Below are 19,391 nucleotides of genomic sequence, written 5' to 3'. Positions count from 1 at the left end.
AACCCGTGAAAAAAATAGCGTACATAGAAATAGACACTCATGCAGAAATTGCTCAGGCTTTCATGGATATTATGGAAGGTTCTGAGGATTTTGCCGTAGACTATTATTTTTCAAAAAGAATAAAAGATCAGATCAACCATCGTGACGAAGCTGTTTTCTTATCAGACAGTTCCATGATTCTGGATCAGTTAAAAGGGAAAGGATATGACCTCGTGGTAATAGGAACTGTTCATCGTTATTTTAATACATTTTTTGCAGTGACAAAAAAGTACAATACAGCAGTTATTACCCATAATCTTAATTTCATAAAATCTTCAAAGCTGGACCTGATAAAAAGCGTTTTCAAAGGAGATGTTATTTTCAGGTTAAAATTGTGGCTGAAAGAAGGGTTGCTGTACAAGACCAAAGTGTATCAGACATCCCGGTCTCTTTTTGTACTGGATGAAGCATTGATTTCGGATCAATATCAGTATCTGCCGCTGTTTTATACCAGAGATTTTGACAGGACAAAAAATGAAAATCTTATGGTCGTAATTCCAGGCGGTGTTTCACAAAAGAGAAGAGATTACGCCTATATTTTTAAAACTATTCAGAATCTCCATACAGACAGGATTTGCCAGTTTGTTTTCCTTGGAAAAGCAGGCGGACACGAGTTAAAACAACTTGAAAATTTGTTCGGAAAATTACCCGAAAACATTAAAATTACCTATTTTTCAGAAAGGGTGTCCCCCAGGGATTTTGAAAAATGGATGCAGAAAGCAGACGTTTTGTGGTGTCCGATTCAGCAGGATACAGAATTCTTCAGCATGAAAGAAACCTATGGACTGACTAAAATGACAGGAAACCTGGGCGATGCCATAGCCTATGGGAAACTGGCTGTTTTTCCAGGAAATTATCCCTCAAAATTAGACTTTATTATTGCTGAAAAAGAAAATGTTCTTGAACAATTAAACACTGTTTCGGAAACTCCATTTGATTTTTATAAAACTTATGGTAGGAAAGAAGTTCAGAAGAGACTGGAACAATTTCTAACATCTTTAATCTAAAAAAAGTCTGAATTGTTCTCTTATTTTATCTTAAATACACTCTTGATAAACTTCATATTCAGATAATCTTCAACCGGGAAAATCTTTGTGAAGTAATTTCCGATATAGATCAGTACCAAAACAACTGCAGGTTTGTAAACAAGATTAATCAGATTGCTGTTGAAATTAGGAAGAACAATGGCTACTGTAATGGCTAAAGTACAGATAATAGACACGAAAATCATTTCAATACTTAAAGGCGAAACTTTAAATACAATATAATTGAAAACAATTTTCACCACATTGTAAATCGTAAGTGAAATAGCTGTAGATAAAGCAATTCCGATCAGTTTCAGTGGTGTGTTTTTAATAAAATAATAATTCAGTCCGATCGTTAATCCGGCCAGTAAAAGCATGACCAGAATATTGAATCTGTAATATTTTGAGAGTGAAATAATATTTCCATTAAATCCCGTTGCAAGGTCAATCAATACGGCAGAGCCCCAGATCCATACTACCGGCTCGTACTCTCTGAGCATGGTTCCGTTCTTTGGCATGAACTGCGTCAGATAAGGGAATCCAACCATAATACACGAGAACAACACAGCACCAAGGAAATAAAGTGTTAAAGAAGTTTTCTTATGGAACCTGTCCAGTTCTACCATATCTCCGTCTGCCAGATTTTTACTGATAATCGGAGCCGAAATATTGAATAGTCCCAGTTGGGGGATAGAGATCAGAGAAATCAAAGCATAGAGAACGGAATATATCCCGTTTTCTTCCATTCCCATAAATTCTCCAATCATAAAACTGTTGATCGCCAGATAATTTCCAAACGTTCCCAGAAATCCAAAGAAACTGTAGTTCAGGAATTCCTTCCAGAAATTATTTTTTTTGAAATAATCTGTGCTGATGTCGAACTTTATTTTTTCCAGCTTATTGGTATAATAAATATACCCGAACAGCATGAGCGCAAATATTCCGAAGAAAAAAGCCAGTGCAATATTCTGAGACAAAGAAAAATAGAAGAAAAGACAGAAAGCCCCCAGATTTGCTATTTTAGGGAAAAGATTGTCAAAGATATTCGAGACGACAATTCTTTTATAATTTGAAGTGTATTTATTGAAAATAGCACAAAGTGACAAAATTAAAATTAAGGGTAAAATAATTTTTTTAATTTTCCATGCTTCTGAATGTACAAATTTCGGATAAAAATAGGGGAGGATAAAAAATACAGTAACAAAAATGAGAAAATTGATCAGGACAGTCACAAGAGATAGTGAAAGCATATTCTGGTTTTTTCCTTCTTTCTGTAAAGCGTTAAAAAATTTTACATTCGCATAAGAAATACCAAAAACAACAAAAGGAACGAGCATTTCAGCGGTTTGCATACTGTAGCGCAGCTTTCCGTAAAATTCAAAATCATTCGGAAATATGAATATTGCGGAAACGGTGCCCAGCAAAAAACCAATATAACCGATAATGGAATATTTGAAGCCTTGTCTCGCTACTACACTCATAAAGTTGTTTTAAATGTTTTTAGGTATAAAAATAATATTGTTGATGTACTGAGTTTTATTTTTTTCGTCGTTTGTATTTTGTGTAATAATATCTTCTGTAAGATCCTCCAGCGTAAAACTGTTTCTGTTCAGATATTTGGCGTCATATCCCCAGCTCATCACTTCGGATATCTCATTCCAGATAGGCGTTTCATGGTGTCTTTGTTCCATCTCAACCATAAGGGTTGGTTTGAACTGTCTGATAGTTTCTCTCGCACCGGAAAGGGTCTTTATTTCATTTCCTTCAACGTCTATTTTGATAAAATCAAGTCTGTTGAAATGTTCAAGTGCTGCCCATTCATCCAGCTTGATCACTTTTACTTTCTCTGTATAACTTTTCTCTTCTCCCTTTTCTTTGTAAGCCGTGTTTAAAGTACCGCGGGAAGCAACCGTTTTTCCGTTTATAATGGGTACTTTGAACTCAGCAATTCTGTTTTCGTCAGAAAGAGCAAGAGGAAAGATATGCATGCCCGGAAACAGTCTTTTCAATCGTGTGCAAAGCTTTTTGTTAGGCTCAAAACCATAAATATGGTCATGATTTAACGTTTTTTCCAACTGATAAAGGAAAGTTCCTACATTCGCACCAATATCAAGGATTACAGCATTTTTAGAAAGGTATTCTTTGATCCATACCAGTTCCGGTTCTACATTACGTTCCGAAAAGTTGTTTTTATTAAGATTATTTAAAGTTTTAAAATATCTTTTTTTGTAAAAATTCGGGCTTATGTATTGTAGTTTCTCTGCAATTTTTTGGTATAAAGACATTGTTGGCTTTTTGGCGAACAGCAAAGATACATAAAAATGTAAAACTTTTCTTAAAAAATGTTAATTGTAATAGCTTGATTTTCAGTACTAAATTTTAAAATTTATTTTTGTAACCCATTGAATTTTAAGATATTCTCAATTTGTCACAGAGACATCTTTATCTTTGCAACACATGTTTTGAATATCATGGCCTTTTAAGAAGACGTGCAGTCTTCTGTTGAATCTGCGATTTGTGATCAGAAATTAAAGATATTAAAGTAAAGGAGTATTCAGAAAATCATTGAAAGGTTTCATCAGCTTGAAAACGCTGCTCATATTTTTCACTGCATTTTTGTCCAGTACTTCCACATCTTTCAGAGAGTATATCACAATAAAGTTTTTAAGCTTGAGGTATTCTGCCATAGGGTCTTCCTTTTCAAAGCCTTGTGGGACTTTCTTCAGTTTATCTTCCTGATCAAGCTCCGGAAAATGTTTTTTAAAATCTTTATTATTGAGAATTTTCAGGAAATCATCTCCATACAAAGAAATTTCCTTACGGACTTCTTTCAGGACAGAAGATTCAGGCATATAGATTCCTCCGGCTAAAAAGGATTTTCCGGGTTCAAGGTGAAGATAATAACCTCCTTTCTGATTTCCTTTTCCCATTCCCAGAGAAGCTCCGAAATTGGTTTTATAAGGTGACTTATCTTTTGAAAAACGGGTATCCCTGTAAATTCTGAACAGGGCTTTTTTACTGTCTATTCTGGCAAGTTCTTCATCAAAACCGGACATCTCTCTGGTAAGCTCATCCAGAAAGGAAACCACGTTTTGCTGCGATTCTGTGTATAAGTTTTTATTTTCATTAAACCACTCGCGGTTATTGTTTTTATTTAACTTTTTTAAAAAATCAAATGTTTTGGAAGAAATACTTGAAGACATATTGTAATAGGTGTTTTTTTGTTATTAAGTGAGATTCAAAATCTATTCTCAATCCTGGATTTCGTACCCAGAATCCCGAATCAAAGTCTCGGATATCGGATCTCGCAACCCGAACCCCGAATCCCACAGCTCAAATGTACAAAAACTATTAATGAAGGGACAATGTTTAATAGCGATAAATAAGAATATGAAAAACAAAAATTTGCATTTTATGGCTTTATTTTTGAAAATTCATAAATAACACGGAAAAAATTAATCCAATTTAATAAAAAAAAATAATGTTTAACAACTTTTTAAATCTAGGCTTCTTTTTTTAGATTTAATTTTCCAAAAATCAAAGAAATATTACAGGATTGTGAATTTAAGTTTGCATATTTAAAAATTTATTCAAAAACAAATCAAATATTTATTGTATCTTTGCAAAAATTTTAAAATAGTTAATGAATTTATTTACGGAAACCAATTTAAGTCCTGATATCCTTAAGGCAATTGGCGAACTGGGTTACGAAAGCCCAACAGAAATCCAAAAACAGACTATCCCTTTTATTCTTTCAGATATTCGCGACTTGATCGCACTTGCGCAGACAGGGACAGGCAAAACAGCAGCGTTTTCGCTTCCGATTTTGGATATGATTGACGATACGAGTCGCAAAATCCAATTATTGGTGCTTTGTCCGACACGGGAATTATGTCTTCAGATTTCGAAGGACATAAAGAATTACTCTAAGTATATGAAAGACATCAAGACAACTGCGGTTTATGGTGGAAGTAGTATTGTAGAGCAGATGAGATCTTTGAAGGATAAGCCACAGATTATCGTGGGAACTCCGGGAAGAGTAATTGATCTTATCAACAGAAAAGCATTAGATTTTTCTGCGATCCATTGGTTAGTATTAGACGAAGCTGATGAAATGCTTTCTATGGGATTCAAGGACGAATTGGAAACCATTCTAAGCGAAACCCCGGAAACGAAACAAACTTTCTTATTCTCTGCAACGATGAATAAAGAGGTGGAAAGAATTTCCAAAAATTATCTTACAAAACCACATCGTATTTCAGTAGGTTCTATCAACGAAGTGAAGAAGAACATTACTCACGAATACTATGTTGTAGGGTACCGTCAGAAAAAAGAAGCATTGAAGAGACTTATCGATGCAAATCCAAACCAGTATTCCATTATCTTCTGCAGAACGAGAATGGAAACTCAGGAGGTTGCTGATTTCTTAATGCAGAACGGATATGCCGCTGATGCTCTTCACGGTGATCTTTCTCAGGCGCAGAGAGATACGGTAATGAAGAAATTCAGATTGAAAAACATTGATATTCTTGTGGCTACAGACGTTGCCGCAAGAGGACTGGATGTAAACTCTCTTACTCACGTTATTCACTTCTCTTTACCGGATGACCCTGAAGTATTCGTTCACAGAAGCGGAAGAACAGGTAGAGCTGGAAAAGACGGTATTTCTATGGCTCTAATCAAGCCAGAAGAAAGCAGAAAACTGAAACAGATCAAATCTGCAACTAAAATTGAAATCCACGAAAGATTTATCCCTACAGGTGATGATATTATCAAAGCTCAGGTAGGAGGTGTATTTGAAAAATTATTGACAGAGCACGAAGATCTTTTCGAATTTGATGATAGCTTAATCCCGGATCTGAGCAACTTCACAAAAGAAGAACTGGTGCACCAGCTGCTACAGTTCCAGTTGAAAGATCTTGCTTTATACTACAAAGACAAGCACGACCTTGCTGAGCAGAAATTAAGCAGCAGGGATGACGATTACTCAAGAAGAGACCGTGGACGTGACAGAGACAGAGATAGAGGTCGCGACAGAGATCGCGGACGTGACAGAGACAGAGATCGTGGCGGAAAACCAAGAAGAAGAGATGAAAACATGGTAAGATTCTTCTTCAACCTTGGTAAAAAAGACCATTTGAAGAAGCTTGATGTTTTAGATATTATCAACAAAGCTACTGCTGGCGGAAAAAGCAAGAAAAGAGCGGAAATCGGTGATATCGAAATCTTAGAGAAATTCTCTTTCTTCGAAGTTGAAAAATCGTTCAAAGACAATGTATTGAGCAATATTCAATCGATGAAGTTCAAAGGAAAAGATATGAGAGCTGAAGTAGCTAACTAATCTCTTCCTATACCATACAAAACCGGCATTAATGCCGGTTTTTTTATTTGATAATCAGTAGTTAAGCGAATGTTAACAAAACTTAATGTTATATAGTTTCACGTACAATCCTTTTTTAAGAAATTTGCACACGAATTATAAATACTAAAAAATGGGAATTGGTAATATTTTCCACGCTTTTCAACCAAAAGATAAAATCTTCTTTGTACTTTTCGAAAAAGTAACTGAAAATCTAGTTGCAATGTCAGAAGAATTCAACACAGGAATCAAGGATTTCGATCTTAATGACGATTCAATGTTGAAGAAAATGAGCGACTTCGAACACAAGAACGATGAACTTACTCACGAAATTTTCGTAGAATTAGGGAAAAACTTCATTACACCTTTTGACCGTGAGGATATCCACACATTGGCAACAGGGCTTGATGATATCGCTGATTATATCTACGCATCCACAAAATATATTTTTCTTTACAAATCACCTGAGATGAAGGCCTATTCAGACTTCTCTTTATTGATCCATAAAGCATGTCTTGAAATTCAGAATGCGATGAAAAACCTTAAAGGGTTCAAAAATATGGAACAGGTGAAAGAAGCTTGTATTAAGGTGAACTCTATTGAGAATATTGCTGACGATTTGCTTTCCAACTCAATGGTAGAATTATTTGAAACTAATGATGCCATCAACATTATTAAAGTTTCATCTGTATTAAACTACCTTGAAATTGTAACAGACAAAGCAGAAGATGTTGCCAATACGATTGAGAACATCATGATTAAATACGCCTAATACATAGCAAAAAATGGAATTTCCGATTTTACTTGTAGTTATTATTGCGCTGGCCCTGATCTTCGATTATATCAATGGTTTCCATGATGCAGCCAACTCAATTGCAACTATAGTTTCTACAAAAGTTTTAACTCCATTCCAGGCTGTACTTTGGGCGGCGCTTTGGAACTTCGCAGCATTCTTTATAGCTGCTTATATTATTGGAGAATTCAAAATTGGTAATACAATTGCCAAAACAGTTAACGAGAATTTTATCACCCTTGAAGTTATATTTTCCGGTCTTGTGGCAGCTATTGCCTGGAACCTGCTTACATGGTGGTTCGGAATCCCTTCATCATCATCACATACGCTGATCGGAGGATTCCTGGGAGCAGCTCTTATGCATGCTTTCATGATGGATTATCACGATGTGGCTGCAGCCCAGCCGGATCTTGGAATGTGGGGTACTATGAAAGAAGCTTTCAATCAGGTAACACACCAGAGTGTGGTGAAATTTGATAAAGTAATTCCTATCTTCCTGTTCATTTTCATGGCTCCGATTATAGGGATGATTATTTCAATTATCATTACCCTGATCATTGTACATCTTTATAAAAGATCAAACCCGCACAAAGCAGACCAGTCTTTCAAAAGATTGCAGCTGGCTTCATCCGCTTTATTCAGCTTGGGACATGGTTTGAATGATGCACAGAAAGTAATGGGGATCATTGGTGCAGCGGTAATTTACTATCACGTTAATATGCTTCAGGATGTTCAGTATCTGAATATTCCTTCTGCAGAACGTTTTGATTATTTTGCGCAGCATTATATCTGGGTTCCTTTAGTTTCGTTCCTTGCCATCGGTTTAGGTACAATGAGCGGTGGTTGGAAGATCATCAAAACAATGGGTACCAAGATTACCAAAGTAACTTCATTAGAAGGAGTAAGTGCAGAAACTGCAGGTGCTATTACTTTATTCATCACAGACCACTTTGGTATTCCTGTATCTACAACCCATACGATTACAGGTTCTATCATCGGGGTAGGATTAACAAAAAGAATTTCAGCGGTAAGATGGGGAATCACTGTAAGCTTACTTTGGGCCTGGGTTCTTACCATTCCAATCTCTGCAATTGTTGCAGGAATTACCTATCTTGTGGTAACCTTCGTTTTCTAAAAAAACAAATCATATAATTATACAAACTTTGTCCTTTTGGGCAAAGTTTTTTGTTTTATAAAGCCTTGAAAAATCGTATTTTTGTTCAAATTATAAGATTTTATGGAATTTTTAGACAGATACCAGCAGATTGTTGCAGATGCCATCACTAAATATACTTTTAAAGATAAACCTTCGGAGCTCTACGAGCCGATGAATTATATTATTTCCCATGGCGGAAAACGTCTTCGTCCCATTATGGTGCTGATGGCATGTGAGATGTTCGGTGGAGATCTTAAACAGGCCATCAAGCCAGCGTTGGCTATCGAGTTTTTCCATAACTTCACCCTGATCCATGATGATATTATGGACGAAGCTCCTTTGAGAAGAAACAAGCCTACCATTCATACTTTACATGGTCTTAACGTAGGAATTCTTTCCGGAGACGGACTGATGCTGAAAGCGTACAAGTTCTTTGAAGATCTTGAACCTGAAATCTTCAAAGCTTGTATCAGAATATTTACCCACACAGGGCTTTTGCTTTGCGAAGGACAGCAGTATGATATCAACTTTGAAACCCAGAAAGACGTTACTTTTGATGATTATATCAGAATGATTACCTACAAAACCGGTGTGTTGAGTGCTTCTTCATTTGAAATCGGAGCTTTGATTGCAAAAGCAGATTTTAAAGATGCGAAAGCTATTTTCAATTTCGGAAAACATATCGGAATTGCCTTCCAGATTATGGATGATTATCTTGATGTATTTGGAGATCAGGCACAGTTTGGGAAAAAACACGCCGGAGATATTTATGAAAATAAAAAAACAGTTCTGTATCTGTTAGCAAGAGAACACGCTACAGACGAAGAAAGAAAAGAACTGGACTACTGGTATTCTAAAAAGACGGAAAACGTTGATAAAGTGTACGGGGTAGAAAAGATTTTCAGAAGAACAAAAGTGGATGAAAAAGCATTACGACTGATTGAAAAACACAATGAAATCGGACAAAGTTATCTTCAGAAAATTGATGTGCCGGAAGAAAAGAAAAAACCTTTTATTGAACTGGCCAATTATTTGTTGAGAAGAGAAAGTTAATATAGGCAGCAGATGATAGGTAGCAGGTAACAGTAATTTGCCCGCTACTTATTTCCTGCAACCTAATCCGTATACAATGAAATTCAGAACCGAAGTTGATATTCCCGCATCAGAAAAGAAGATTGAGATTGAAGATAAAATATTCTCAATAGGATCATGTTTTGCCTCTGAAATGACAGATCTATTGCAGGACGGACAACTTCAGACCCTTAATAATCCTTTCGGGACGATTTTTAATCCTTATTCCATCAATCATGCCATCAACAGATTACATGATTCTGCATTTTATGAAGAAGAGGAACTGATTACTTACAATGAAGAATATATCTCTCTGGATCATCATACCAGTTTTGATACCCGTTATATTCATCAGACCTTAGATAAGATTAATGGAGCTATTGAAGCGGGAAATGCCTTTCTTCAGGAAGCCGACTGGATCATCATTACTTATGGATCATCATTTATTTATGAGTTTCTGCCCAAAAATAAACTGGTAGCCAACTGTCATAAAATTCCGCAAAAGTTTTTTGAGAAAAGACTGCTGTCCCATCAGGAGCTTACCAGTTCAATTTACCAGACTATTCTGGACCTTAAAGACATTTGTAAAGAAGGAGTCCAAATCCTGTTTACCGTTTCTCCCGTAAGACATACCAAGGATGGAATGGTAGAAAATCAATTAAGCAAATCGAAACTGATTACAGCTATTCATGAATCAATTTCAATGTTTGAAGACTGTCATTATCTGCCTGTTTATGAAATTTTAATGGATGACCTGCGGGATTACCGTTTCTATAAGGAAGATATGATCCATCCCAGCACACAGGCGGTTAATTATATTTTTGAGAAATTCGGAAGATCTTATTTTTCAGAAGAAACCCAGAATTTTATCAAAGAAAACTTTAAGATTATCAAAGCTCTTGAACATAAAACCAGTGATAAGAAAGATCCAAAGTTTATAGAATTCAGAGAAAAACTGGATCAAAGAATTGAAGCCCAGCGCAAAAAGGTAAAACATAAAATATTTTAAATGCCTGATTTCACCAAGATTGATTATCTCAGAAATGGCAATGAAAGACAGAAAAAAGCTTACGAACTTCTTACAAAGCATCGCTTTTTTGAGAAATTAAAAGAGTATTCCCCTATTTTAGCAGGAACTGTTCCTATTGAAATAGATATAGCAGGAAGTGATCTGGATATTATTTTTGAGGTTGATTTAAGATTTGAAGAAGACTTTCTGGATGATTTAATGTTCAGCAGGTTCATCCCTCACGATGTTGACGTTGAATATCCCATTATCAACGGGGAAAAATGCATGACTTTGAATTTTGTGCTTGATGGTTTCCCGATCGAGATCTTTGGACAGAATAAGCCTACAATACAGCAAAACGCCTATCTTCATATGATGGCTGAATACAAAATATTACAGGAAAAAGGAGAAGAATTTAAACAGAAAATAATAGAACTTAAAAAACAGGGAATAAAAACAGAACCCGCTTTCGGATTATTGCTGGGACTTGAAAACCCTTATGAAGATCTGTTAAAATACTAAATAAAATGATTGATACACACACACATCTATACGCAGAAGAATTTGATGAAGACAGAAAAGAAGCCATTCAGAGAGCTTTAGACAAAGGAATAACAGAATTTTATCTTCCTGCTATCGATTCTGAATCGCATGAGAAAATGCTGCAGCTGGAAACAGAATATCCGGGGCAGATTTTTTCTATGATGGGATTACATCCTTGTTATGTAAAACAGGAATCCTGGGAAAAAGAACTTGAAATCGTAAAAAATTATCTTGATCAAAGACATTTTCCTGCGATAGGAGAGATCGGAATAGATCTGTACTGGGATAAAACAACACTCGATATCCAGGTGAAAGCTTTCGAACAGCAGATCGACTGGGCCATAGAAAAAGACCTTCCGATTGTGATTCATACAAGAGAAAGTTTTGACGAAACATTTGAGGTGCTGGAAAGAAAAAGACATCCTAAATTAAGAGGGATTTTCCATTGTTTTTCAGGGAATCTTGAACAGGCACAACATGCCATTGATCTTAATTTTATCTTAGGAATCGGTGGAGTAGTCACTTTTAAAAATGGAAAAATAGATCAGTTTCTGAACGAAGTTCCATTGGATAAAATTGTTCTGGAAACAGATTCTCCTTATCTCGCACCGGTTCCTCACAGAGGTAAAAGAAATGAAAGTTCTTATCTTGATCTGGTAGCCGGAAAACTGGTGAATATTTATGGAAAAGACTTTACAGAGATAGACCGTATCACAACAGAGAATGCAAAAAATCTTTTTAAGTAAAGCGGCTGGAAGCTGGAAGACAGAAGCTGGAGGTTACTGTTAGTCTTATAATTTCTGGCAGTTATTGTTATAACCTCAATAACTTCCTTCTTCCAGCTCCCAGCTTCCAGACTCTATTAAAACCTGCAATTCTTCTACCGAATTCAGCCAGGTTAAGCAATATAAGCTTTAATAATAAGATAAATAAACCCCTTTTCAACACTGAAAAGGGGTTTGTTTTTTATTTTTTTCTTGTGAAATTCTTATTCTTAGGTTTTTTAAAACCTACAGAAGCTCCCGCAGAAGGCTTTTTACGGTTATTATTAGACCTTGAATTATTACTGTTTTCTGTTTTGGGCTTTCCGCCGCCGGCAGGAACAGGTTTATTATTCGAATCCCTCTTCTGTGCCACCAGATCATCTGTATGGAACGGATGATCCTTGATCACAGGAATTTTTTTGCCGATCAGCTTTTCTGTATTCTTTAAATTCAGAAGATCAAGTCCGTCTACAAAAGAAATAGAGGTTCCTTCAGCTCCGGCTCTTCCTGTTCTTCCGATTCTGTGTACATAGGTTTCAGAAACATCAGACAGTTCAAAATTGATTACGAACTTCAATTCATCAATATCAATTCCTCTGGCTGCAATATCTGTCGCCACAAGAACCCTTGTTTTTCCGGATTTGAAATTGTTCAACGCATTTTGTCGTGCATTCTGAGATTTGTTACCGTGAATCGCTTCTGCAGAGATATTATCTTTCTGAAGTTTTCTTGAAATCTTATCCGCGCCATGCTTCGTTCTGGCAAAAACCAGTACAGAATCTGAAATATCATTTTGAAGAATGTGAGAAAGCAAATTCAGTTTGTTATCTTTTTCTACAAAATATACAGATTGTTTGATGGTATCTGCTGTAGAAGAAACCGGAGTTACCTCCACTTTCACAGGATTATTCAGGATAGAATTAGCCAGTTTCTGAATTTCAGCCGGCATTGTTGCCGAAAAGAATAAAGTCTGTCTCTTCTGAGGTAAAAGTTTAATAACTCTTTTTACATCATGTACAAATCCCATATCCAGCATTCTGTCTGCTTCATCAAGAACAAAAATTTCAAGGTTTTTCAGGCTGATGATTCCCTGAGCAATAAAGTCCAGAAGTCTTCCTGGTGTTGCTACCAGAATATCAACCCCTTTTCTCAAAGCAGCTTCCTGATTTCCTTGTTTTACGCCTCCGAAAATAACAAGTTGTTTTAACGGAAGATATTTACCGTAAGCATTAATGTTTTCCTCAATCTGAATGGCCAGTTCTCTGGTGGGGGTAAGGATTAAGGCTTTTATATGTTTATTGGGAATTTTATTTTTGGATAAATTCTGTAGGATAGGGATGGAAAAAGCGGCTGTTTTTCCTGTTCCTGTCTGCGCACAACCTAAAAAGTCTCTGCCTTCTAAAATATCAGGAATAGATCTTTCCTGGATAGGAGTCGGAGTCGTGTAGCCCTGCTCCTGGATTGCTTTTGCAATAGGTTCTATTAAGTTTAAGTCTGTAAAATTCAAATGAATTATTTTAAAATTTAAATAAAAATTCCTTCAGTCTGAAAGAATTACATTCTGCAAAGGTAGTCTAAATATTTTTAAGTATCTTTTTCCACTTTTTTATACTTATTGCCTATTGAAAAACAGAAATGGCCGCCCGAATGTGAGCCGCCATTTTTTTCTGTTAGATATCTGCAGTTTATTTAAATCTATATCCTACGCCAGCCTGAAGAAATCCCATTTTAATGGGAACTGCATTGCTTTTATTCATTTCTATAAAATTGAAATTGTATCTGGCGTCAACAAAAAACTTTTGATTAATCTTATATTCTGCACCCAGAAAAGGAAATAAATTCAAGGTTTTTAAAGATTCGTAATTGTGCGTTTCAGCCTCATCAAAAACAGTATTCATTTTTACTTTGGATGATATATTAAATCCTAAGTTCATCCCTACAGAAGCAGAAAGCTCCGGAACAATATAATATTTTACTGAAATGGGAACCTGTATCTGGTTGAATTTATAATTAAAGTTCATGTTACCCATGTTTACCACTTCGTTGCCTACCAGCTCATACCAGGGATAAGCGTCTTTACCACCCAGTTGTGTATATAATACTTCAGCCTGCAAGCCAAATTTAGAGGACAAAGGTTGCTCGGCCAGGATTCCGGCGTAGAAATAAGATTTTGAATCGAGTTGTGTGTTAAAGAATTTCATGCTGGATAAGGTATATCCTCCTTTTACTCCAAAGCTCATGGATTCGGAAGTTGTTTGTGCATTACTTATTGTTGATAAAACAAATGCCAGAGCGAAAAAAATGTTCTTCTTCATGTTTTTTTTGAATGGTTAATAGTTCTGTAAAATAATAATTCCTCCCAAAAGAAGGAATTATTGCGGTAAAGATAGTTTAAATATTTTTATAAGACTTATTTCACTTTAGTCCATTCCTGGTTTTTTCTCAGATTCTCAAAAAACTGGTACACTTCTGAGAGTTTCTCGCTTCCGCGTTTTCCATAATCTTCTACATTTTTTGAAGTTCCGTCAGCAAATTTGATTCTTAAATAGGAAGTTGGAAGATCGGTAATATTGTGTTCACCGTATTTATCATTCAAACCTTTTACATTTAATCCGTCCAGTAAAGTGATTAATTTATTGTAATCCTCTTTCTTAATGGTTCCTTTAAAAGTTCCTTCACGTGGCTTTGAAAACTCATCTTTCGAAGGTTTATCATTAAAATTAAAATGTTCTGCTTCAAAAACCGCAGTTCTGTCCGGATTGATCGTCATTTTAAAAACAGGACAGAATCCAAAACATGGAGTCGCCTCATATTCAAGGGCAGCATATTTTGAATTTACTTTTTGAGAGGTTGTACAGGATGTTAAAAATACAAATGCACAAATGGCTAGCAAATATTTCATATTTTTTTTCAATTTCAGAGGATCTCCCAATAATTGTTCCAAAAGAGAAAATTTTCTTTTGTTTTGATGTTAAATCAGTTTAATTTTATTGAACCAGTAAGATCTAATGAAAATATTAAGAACAAGGTTTCGCTTCACGCTTAAAAATAAGAATGGTTTATCTTAATTTTACTTGATCTCTTAAACCCTTCTAATAATTTAAAATAATATTGCAGAAGAAAATTCATTATAAAAAAACAGCCTTAGAGAAATCTGAGGCTGTTTTTTATGACGCAGTTTTTACAACTGATAAATCAATATTTTATCCGTGCAACTGTTTCCAGATCGCATCCTTAAGTTCCATGAGACCTTCTCCGGTAACACCTGAGAAGAACAGAGGCTGTTTGTTTTCCGGGAACTCTGCTGCAATTTCCTTTTTCAGTTCATCATCCAGAAGGTCAGATTTTGAAATGGAAATAATGAAATCTTTATCCAGAAGTTCAGGATTGTACTCCTTCAGTTCATTTTCAAGAATCTTAAACTCATTGAAATGATCTTCGGAATCAGCCGGAATTAAGAATAAAAGGATAGAGTTTCTTTCGATATGTCTCAGGAATCTGTGTCCTAAACCTTTTCCTTCTGCTGCTCCTTCAATAATACCCGGAATATCAGCCATTACAAATGATTTGTAATTTCTGTAATCAACAATTCCGAGGTTAGGAGTCAGTGTCGTAAAGGCATAATTGGCAATTTTTGGTTTTGCCGCAGAAACAGATGCTAAAAGTGTAGATTTTCCGGCATTCGGAAACCCAACCAGACCTACATCTGCCAAAATTTTAAGCTCGAAAACGATATACCCTTCTTCTCCCGGAAGACCTGGCTGTGCATATCTTGGGGTCTGATTCGTAGAAGACTTGAAGTGCTCGTTTCCTAACCCTCCTTTACCACCATGCATCAGGATGATTTCCTGTCCGTCTTCTAAAATTTCACCAATAATTTCGCCTTCTTCATTTTTGGCAATAGTTCCCACCGGAACCTCAATATAAACATCAGCTCCGTAGGCACCGGTAAGCTGGTTTTTTCCTCCGTTTTCACCACGTTCTGCTTTTACGTGACGGGTGTATCGGAGTGGAAGCAAAGTCCATTCATTGGCATTTCCTTTCATGATGATATGACCTCCACGACCTCCGTCGCCTCCGTCAGGACCACCTTTAGGAATATACTTTTCACGGCGAAGGTGGGCAGAACCAGCACCTCCGTGTCCGCTTTTACAATGGATCTTTACGTAATCTACAAAGTTAGACATATAGTTTGTGTTGCGGGCTTCAGGCTACAGGACAAAATTTCTTATCCCTGCCATATCCCGATTATTTAATTTTCTCTACCTCAGCGAAAAGTTTTTGGGAAATCTCATCAATTTCTCCAACACCATTTACCTCTACATATTTTCCCTGCTTCTTATAAAGCTCGGCAACTTCTGCTGTTTTGGTATAATATTCTTTAATTCTGTTTTCGATGATCTCTACATTGCTGTCGTCTGATCTTCCGCTGGTTTCACCTCTTTTCAGAAGTCTTTCCACCAAAATTTTGTCCTCTACCACCAATGAAAGACAGATATCAATCTCGTCATTCAGTACTTCTTTAACGATTGTTTCCAAAGCTTCTGTCTGTGCAGTTGTTCTTGGATATCCGTCAAAAATAAAACCGTTGGTATCAGTTGGTTTTTTGATCTCATCGATCAGCATATCTGTTGTTACCTGATCCGGAACCAATTCTCCCTTATCGATGTATGATTTAGCCAGTTTTCCAAGTTCAGTGTCATTTTTCATGTTGTATCTGAAAAGATCACCTGTTGAAACCTGTTTTAAATTGAATTTTTCGATCAGATTCTGAGCTTGTGTTCCTTTTCCACTTCCTGGAGGGCCGAACAGAACAATGTTTATCATAATGTTGATTCGCTTTAGGCAATTGGCATTTTGCTTCTGGCTTTAGGCTTTTGGCGGTTTGCTCTTTGCTTTCAGCTTTTTTAAGTTATTATTAAATTTATTTCTTTATATAATTTTAAGCTAAAAGCTATCAGCTAATAGCCAACAGCGTTTAATGGTTGATTTGTCCGTCTTCCAGCTGATATAAATTCGGAAGGTTTCTACCCAATTCGTCATAATCCAGTCCATATCCAAGTACAAACTTGTTAGGAATTTCCTTTCCGATATAATCCAGTTTGAAATCTTTCTTGTAAATCTCCGGTTTCAGTAGGAAACTAGCCAGTTTTACAGATTTAGGACGTTGTGTTTCTTTGAAATATTTGAAAAGACTTTCAACGGTATTTCCTGTATCTACAATATCTTCAACAAGAATAATATGACGGTCTCTTACATCTTTGGTAAGCTCCATTTTCTGATAAACGATCCCTGTAGACTCAGTTCCTACATAAGAACTCATTTGAATGAAGGCAATTTCGCATTCTCCCGGGTAATATTTTAAAAGATCTGAGAAGAACATCACCACCCCATTTAAAACCCCTATGAAAACAGGAACTTCGTCCTTGTAATCTTCATAAATTCTTAACGCTGTCTCTTTTACAATTTCCTGAATTTCGGCATCCTTTAAATAAGGAACGAAAGTTTTGTCGTGAACTTTAATGCTTTCCATAAAATTTTTAGTAGTTGGCAAAGTTACGGATTTTTGATTAAAATACTTTCCTGTTTTTGTCAGTTCGAAAGTTAAAAGGTATTGCAACAACAAAATTGAATATTACAGCGAAGTATGTTTAAATAGTAAGAATGATAAGATTTTTAATTAGATAGAATGATATAGCCTTAAAAAAAGGATTTTGAAAGGGATTAAAAGCAGGTGTTTGAAATAAGGAAGAAAAGGATAATGATAAATGTCCTGATTATTGATAAAAACAAATATTCAGAAAAATGAGTATCTTTGTTCTTTCAAAACCCAAAAAAACAGACATGTAGGATATCATTTCTTTCAGACTCAATAAAACGGTAACAACAATGTTGCTGGTGTTCAACCTTTATTAAGAAAGAAATCATGATTTTACTGCAAAATATATCCTTTGGGTTTCCGGGAGGAAATCTTCTATTTAATCATATCAATTTAACAATACAGTATCATACCAAATCTGCTCTGGTAGGGAGTAATGGAGTGGGAAAATCAACCCTGCTGAAAATAATCGCAGGAGAAATACAGCCTCTAAACGGCAATACCAATATCCAGGGTAATATCTTTTATGTACCGCAGATGTTTGGAAATTTAAATGATCTTACCATTGCAGAATGCCTGAGGATAGATCAGAAACTCCATGCTCTTCAAAAAATTACCAATGGTGAGGTGGACGAAATATATTTTGAAACGCTCAATGACGACTGGGATATTGAAGAAAGATGCCAGAATGCTTTGGAGCATTGGGGTCTCGAAAATTTTGAATTAACTCAAAAACTGGAAGACCTGAGCGGAGGACAGAAGACTAAAGTTTTTCTTGCTGGAATTCAGATCAACCAACCTGATATTATCTTATTGGATGAACCGACCAATCACCTGGACAGGGAAGGAAGAAAACTCTTGTATGATCTTATTGACAAAACAGATGCAACAGTGGTTATCGTAAGCCACGACCGTACTTTGCTCAATCTTGTGGATACCATATTTGAGTTAAGTAATCAGGGAATTGCAACTTATGGTGGAAACTATGACTTTTATGCCGAACAGAAAGAAGTGGAGGAGGAAGCATTGCAAAATGATATCCATTCCAAAGAGCGGGCTTTAAAAAAAGCAAAAGAAAAAGAACGGGAAACCCTGGAAAGAAAACAAAAGCTGGATGCACGAGGTAAAGACAAGCAGGAAAAATCCGGAGTAGCAAGGATTATGATGAATACCCTTCGGAATAATGCGGAAAAAAACAGTTCAAAACTTAAAAGTGTACACGCAGAGAAAATTAGTGGTATTTCCGGTGACTTAAGAGATCTGCGTTCCTCCTTAAAGAATTCTGATCAGATGAAAGTTAATTTTAATGATTCCAATCTACATTCAGGAAAGATCCTTGTTACCGTTGAAGATATTAATTTCACTTACGGAAAAGAAAAACTCTGGAAAGAAAACATCAGTATGGAGGTGCGAAGCGGAGACCGAATATCAGTGAAAGGCTCAAACGGTTCCGGAAAAACTACCCTGATAAAGCTTCTGTTGGAAAATATTAAACCTTCGGAAGGAAAAATAAATAAGACAGAATTCAACAGTATCTATATTGACCAGGAATATTCCCTTATTAATAATGATTCAACGCTTTACGATTTTGTACAGACTTTCAATGACAATGCCATGCAGGAATCCGAAGTGAAAACATTACTGTCCAGATTTTTATTTTGGAAAGATACCTGGGACAAAAAATGTGGAATACTAAGTGGTGGAGAGCGTTTACGGTTGCTTCTTTGTGGGCTTTCCATCAGTAATAAAGCACCCGATATGATTATCCTTGATGAACCTACGAATAATTTAGATCTCCAGAATGTGGAAATTCTCACCAATTCTATAAAAGATTATCATGGAACTCTACTGGTGATTTCCCATGATGAAGTTTTTCTTCAGGAGATTGGAATTGAAAGAGAATTGATGCTGGGGTAATTATTATATTTCTTGCAAATCAGACAAAATTCTTTAGATATTCAATAGGGGTGGGCTTTAGCCCGCCTTCAACATCAAAACAACTCCATCGGCTTTAGCCGAAACTTATACAGAAA

Annotated in this window: 18 protein-coding genes; 9 read left to right on the top strand and 9 right to left on the bottom strand. The window is 35.9% G+C overall.

What is annotated here, in order from left to right; genetic code table 11:
- Positions 1 to 5: 5 nt before the first annotated feature.
- A complete protein-coding gene (locus JNG87_RS16885; protein WP_202839817.1) occupies positions 6 to 1,046 on the top strand; it encodes a hypothetical protein in 1,041 nt (346 codons plus the stop codon).
- A gap of 20 nt (positions 1,047 to 1,066) precedes the next feature.
- Here JNG87_RS16885 and JNG87_RS16880 read toward each other — a convergent pair whose 3' ends face one another.
- From JNG87_RS16880 to JNG87_RS16870, 3 genes are all read right to left on the bottom strand, one after another.
- Positions 1,067 to 2,545 carry a lipopolysaccharide biosynthesis protein gene (locus JNG87_RS16880; protein ID WP_202839815.1) on the bottom strand — a complete coding sequence of 493 codons (1,479 nt, stop codon included), beginning with the start codon at positions 2,543 to 2,545 and terminating at the stop codon, positions 1,067 to 1,069.
- Between the two features lie 9 nt (positions 2,546 to 2,554).
- Positions 2,555 to 3,349, bottom strand: a complete 795-nt coding sequence (locus tag JNG87_RS16875) for an FkbM family methyltransferase (protein WP_202839813.1) — start codon at positions 3,347 to 3,349, stop codon at positions 2,555 to 2,557.
- Positions 3,350 to 3,601: 252 nt separating this feature from the next.
- Entirely contained in the window at positions 3,602 to 4,267 is a 666-nt protein-coding gene (locus JNG87_RS16870; RefSeq protein ID WP_202839811.1) for a DUF2461 domain-containing protein, read from the bottom strand.
- Positions 4,268 to 4,707: 440 nt separating this feature from the next.
- On the opposite strand from JNG87_RS16870, the gene JNG87_RS16865 reads away from it, so the two are divergent.
- The 7 genes from JNG87_RS16865 (at position 4,708) to JNG87_RS16835 (ending at position 11,741) form a co-directional block, all read left to right on the top strand.
- Complete coding sequence (locus JNG87_RS16865) at positions 4,708 to 6,405, top strand: DEAD/DEAH box helicase (RefSeq protein WP_202839809.1); 1,698 nt, start codon at positions 4,708 to 4,710, stop codon at positions 6,403 to 6,405.
- A gap of 151 nt (positions 6,406 to 6,556) precedes the next feature.
- Positions 6,557 to 7,195: a DUF47 domain-containing protein gene (locus tag JNG87_RS16860; protein ID WP_027374906.1), complete on the top strand. Its 639-nt coding sequence runs from the start codon at positions 6,557 to 6,559 to the stop codon at positions 7,193 to 7,195.
- Between the two features lie 13 nt (positions 7,196 to 7,208).
- Entirely contained in the window at positions 7,209 to 8,351 is a 1,143-nt protein-coding gene (locus JNG87_RS16855; RefSeq protein WP_202839807.1) for an inorganic phosphate transporter, read from the top strand.
- 102 nt (positions 8,352 to 8,453) lie between these two features.
- Entirely contained in the window at positions 8,454 to 9,425 is a 972-nt protein-coding gene (locus tag JNG87_RS16850; protein ID WP_110010795.1) for a polyprenyl synthetase family protein, read from the top strand.
- A 76-nt stretch (positions 9,426 to 9,501) separates the two neighbouring features.
- Positions 9,502 to 10,452 (top strand): GSCFA domain-containing protein, encoded by a 951-nt coding sequence (locus tag JNG87_RS16845; RefSeq protein WP_202839805.1) that lies wholly within the window; start codon positions 9,502 to 9,504, stop codon positions 10,450 to 10,452.
- Positions 10,453 to 10,974 carry a DUF4269 domain-containing protein gene (locus JNG87_RS16840; protein ID WP_202839803.1) on the top strand — a complete coding sequence of 174 codons (522 nt, stop codon included), beginning with the start codon at positions 10,453 to 10,455 and terminating at the stop codon, positions 10,972 to 10,974. It begins immediately after the preceding gene.
- Between the two features lie 5 nt (positions 10,975 to 10,979).
- The gene (locus JNG87_RS16835) at positions 10,980 to 11,741 is read left to right on the top strand and encodes a TatD family hydrolase (protein WP_202839801.1); all 762 of its coding nucleotides are present in this window, start codon (positions 10,980 to 10,982) and stop codon (positions 11,739 to 11,741) included.
- 220 nt (positions 11,742 to 11,961) lie between these two features.
- Here JNG87_RS16835 and JNG87_RS16830 read toward each other — a convergent pair whose 3' ends face one another.
- The 6 genes from JNG87_RS16830 to JNG87_RS16805 form a co-directional block, all read right to left on the bottom strand.
- On the bottom strand, positions 11,962 to 13,266 hold the full coding sequence (locus tag JNG87_RS16830) for a DEAD/DEAH box helicase (protein ID WP_202839799.1): 1,305 nt from the start codon (positions 13,264 to 13,266) through the stop codon (positions 11,962 to 11,964).
- Positions 13,267 to 13,444: 178 nt separating this feature from the next.
- Positions 13,445 to 14,074 (bottom strand): porin family protein, encoded by a 630-nt coding sequence (locus tag JNG87_RS16825; RefSeq protein WP_202839797.1) that lies wholly within the window; start codon positions 14,072 to 14,074, stop codon positions 13,445 to 13,447.
- A gap of 95 nt (positions 14,075 to 14,169) precedes the next feature.
- Entirely contained in the window at positions 14,170 to 14,661 is a 492-nt protein-coding gene (locus tag JNG87_RS16820) for a DUF6438 domain-containing protein (RefSeq protein WP_202839795.1), read from the bottom strand.
- 301 nt (positions 14,662 to 14,962) lie between these two features.
- Positions 14,963 to 15,946, bottom strand: a complete 984-nt coding sequence (obgE, locus tag JNG87_RS16815) for a GTPase ObgE (protein WP_202839793.1) — start codon at positions 15,944 to 15,946, stop codon at positions 14,963 to 14,965.
- Between the two features lie 61 nt (positions 15,947 to 16,007).
- On the bottom strand, positions 16,008 to 16,586 hold the full coding sequence (locus tag JNG87_RS16810; RefSeq protein ID WP_202839791.1) for an adenylate kinase: 579 nt from the start codon (positions 16,584 to 16,586) through the stop codon (positions 16,008 to 16,010).
- 151 nt (positions 16,587 to 16,737) lie between these two features.
- The gene (locus JNG87_RS16805) at positions 16,738 to 17,292 is read right to left on the bottom strand and encodes a phosphoribosyltransferase (protein ID WP_047374145.1); all 555 of its coding nucleotides are present in this window, start codon (positions 17,290 to 17,292) and stop codon (positions 16,738 to 16,740) included.
- 393 nt (positions 17,293 to 17,685) lie between these two features.
- Here JNG87_RS16805 and JNG87_RS16800 point away from each other — a divergent pair, with 393 nt between their 5' ends.
- On the top strand, positions 17,686 to 19,275 hold the full coding sequence (locus JNG87_RS16800) for an ABC-F family ATP-binding cassette domain-containing protein (protein WP_202839789.1): 1,590 nt from the start codon (positions 17,686 to 17,688) through the stop codon (positions 19,273 to 19,275).
- Positions 19,276 to 19,391 lie beyond the last annotated feature (116 nt).

The organism is Chryseobacterium cucumeris (assembly GCF_016775705.1).
In the GTDB taxonomy this organism is placed as follows: domain Bacteria; phylum Bacteroidota; class Bacteroidia; order Flavobacteriales; family Weeksellaceae; genus Chryseobacterium; species Chryseobacterium cupriresistens.
Note: the sequence above shows the minus strand (reverse complement) of the source record. Positions and strands in the feature narration are given on the sequence as shown.